General features: G+C 55.6%; 1 protein-coding gene. It reads left to right on the top strand.

The annotated features are described in order from the left end of the window. A partial coding sequence (locus HMPREF1546_RS12540; RefSeq protein ID WP_021752000.1) for a carbon starvation CstA 5TM domain-containing protein occupies positions 1 to 1,206 on the top strand: 1,206 nt, incomplete at its 5' end. Positions 1,207 to 1,566 lie beyond the last annotated feature (360 nt).

Raw genomic sequence — 1,566 nt, forward strand, 5'->3', positions numbered from 1 at the left:
GACGGCGGCACCCAGATGCCGGACATGGTCCGCAGATACTCCAACAAGGGTGTCTTCACCGTCTATAACATCTTCCTGAGCGTGTTGCTGCTGCTGGTCGGCGCGGTGTTCATCTATACCCCCGGCGACATCGCCGCCACCCAGGTCTTCGGCTTCTCCGGCGCGGTGAATGATCCCACCACCTGGATCATCTACGGTGTTATCTTCGTCTACTATCTGATTGCCACCGTGTTCCCCATCGACGCCATCATCGGCCGCATTTATCCCATCTTCGGCGCCATCCTGCTGTTCTCCGCCGTGGGTGTGTTCATCGGCCTGTTCGTCAAGGGCTATCCCCTGCTGAACCTGTGGGATGACTGGCATGGCATCGCGTTCGACGCGTGGGCTGTTGATGCAGCCACCGGTGAGCAGGCGGCCTTCAGCTATGGTCAGTACTTTGACGCCAACCACTTCATCCCCATCTTCTTCATCACCGTGGCCTGCGGCATTCTCTCCGGCTTCCACTCCACGCAGACCGCTATCATCTCCCGCACCATGAAGAGCGAGCGGCAGGGCCGCATGACCTTCTACAATATGATGGTCCTCGAGGGCTTCATCGCCATGATCTGGGCCGCCGCCGCCATGGGTGTGTACAACCTGGGCCTGCAGGAGGTCAATGCCTCTCTGGCTACCGGCACCATCGGCGTGATCTGCAAGGATATCCTGGGGCCTGTGGGCGGCATCATCGCTCTGCTGGGCGTTATTGTTCTGCCCATCACCTCCGGCGATACCGCGCTGCGCTCCCTGCGCCTGTCTGTTTCTGAGTCCCTGCACATCGACCAGAGCTCCAAGGCCAAGCGCCTGGGCCTGTCCGCCATCATCTTTGCGCTGGTGGCTGTGATCCTGGTCTTCGCAAAGAGCAGCCCCAGCGGCTTCAACACCCTATGGCGTTACTTCGCTTGGTCCAACCAGACCCTGTCCCTGTTCGCATTCCTTGGCATCTCTGTGTGGATGTTCGAGAACAGCAAGGCCAAGTGGGTGTGGATCCCCCTGATCCCCGCTGCCTGGTACACCTTCGTCACAGTGACCTACATCGCCAACGCGCAGATCGGCTTCCATATTCCCTGGACGCCCGCTTACATTATCGGTGTCTGCGCTGCTGTGGCCTATGTTGGCATCGTTGTCTGGTACGGCAAGAAGCGCGCTGCCCGGCTCCAGAAGCTGTAAGCTGCAGTGTCTTCCAAAATCAAACCCGTCCCGCCAAAAGGCGGGACGGGTTTTTTACTGCCTGAACTCCCGCATATTTCCAGGTCCGTCCAGCACAAATATTCGTGTTCACATCCTGTCCTTAAAAAAATTTGGAACTTTGTTAGGTGAGGTAAACGAATTTTTAATTGTTTTCTCTGCGATATTAACAAATTCTTTATAAATATGAATAAATTATTTACAACTCCTTTCTTCAGTGCTATGATAAAGCCAGAATCTGTCCGGGAAACTGGGCATAAAGGAGTGTGTGTTTTCTATGGCAACCTTTCTCATCGGCCTGGTGATTCTGTTCGTAGGCGCAGCCATCTATGGCAAGTTCTG

The organism is Oscillibacter sp. KLE 1745, assembly GCF_000469445.2.
Lineage (GTDB): Bacteria > Bacillota > Clostridia > Oscillospirales > Oscillospiraceae > Oscillibacter > Oscillibacter welbionis.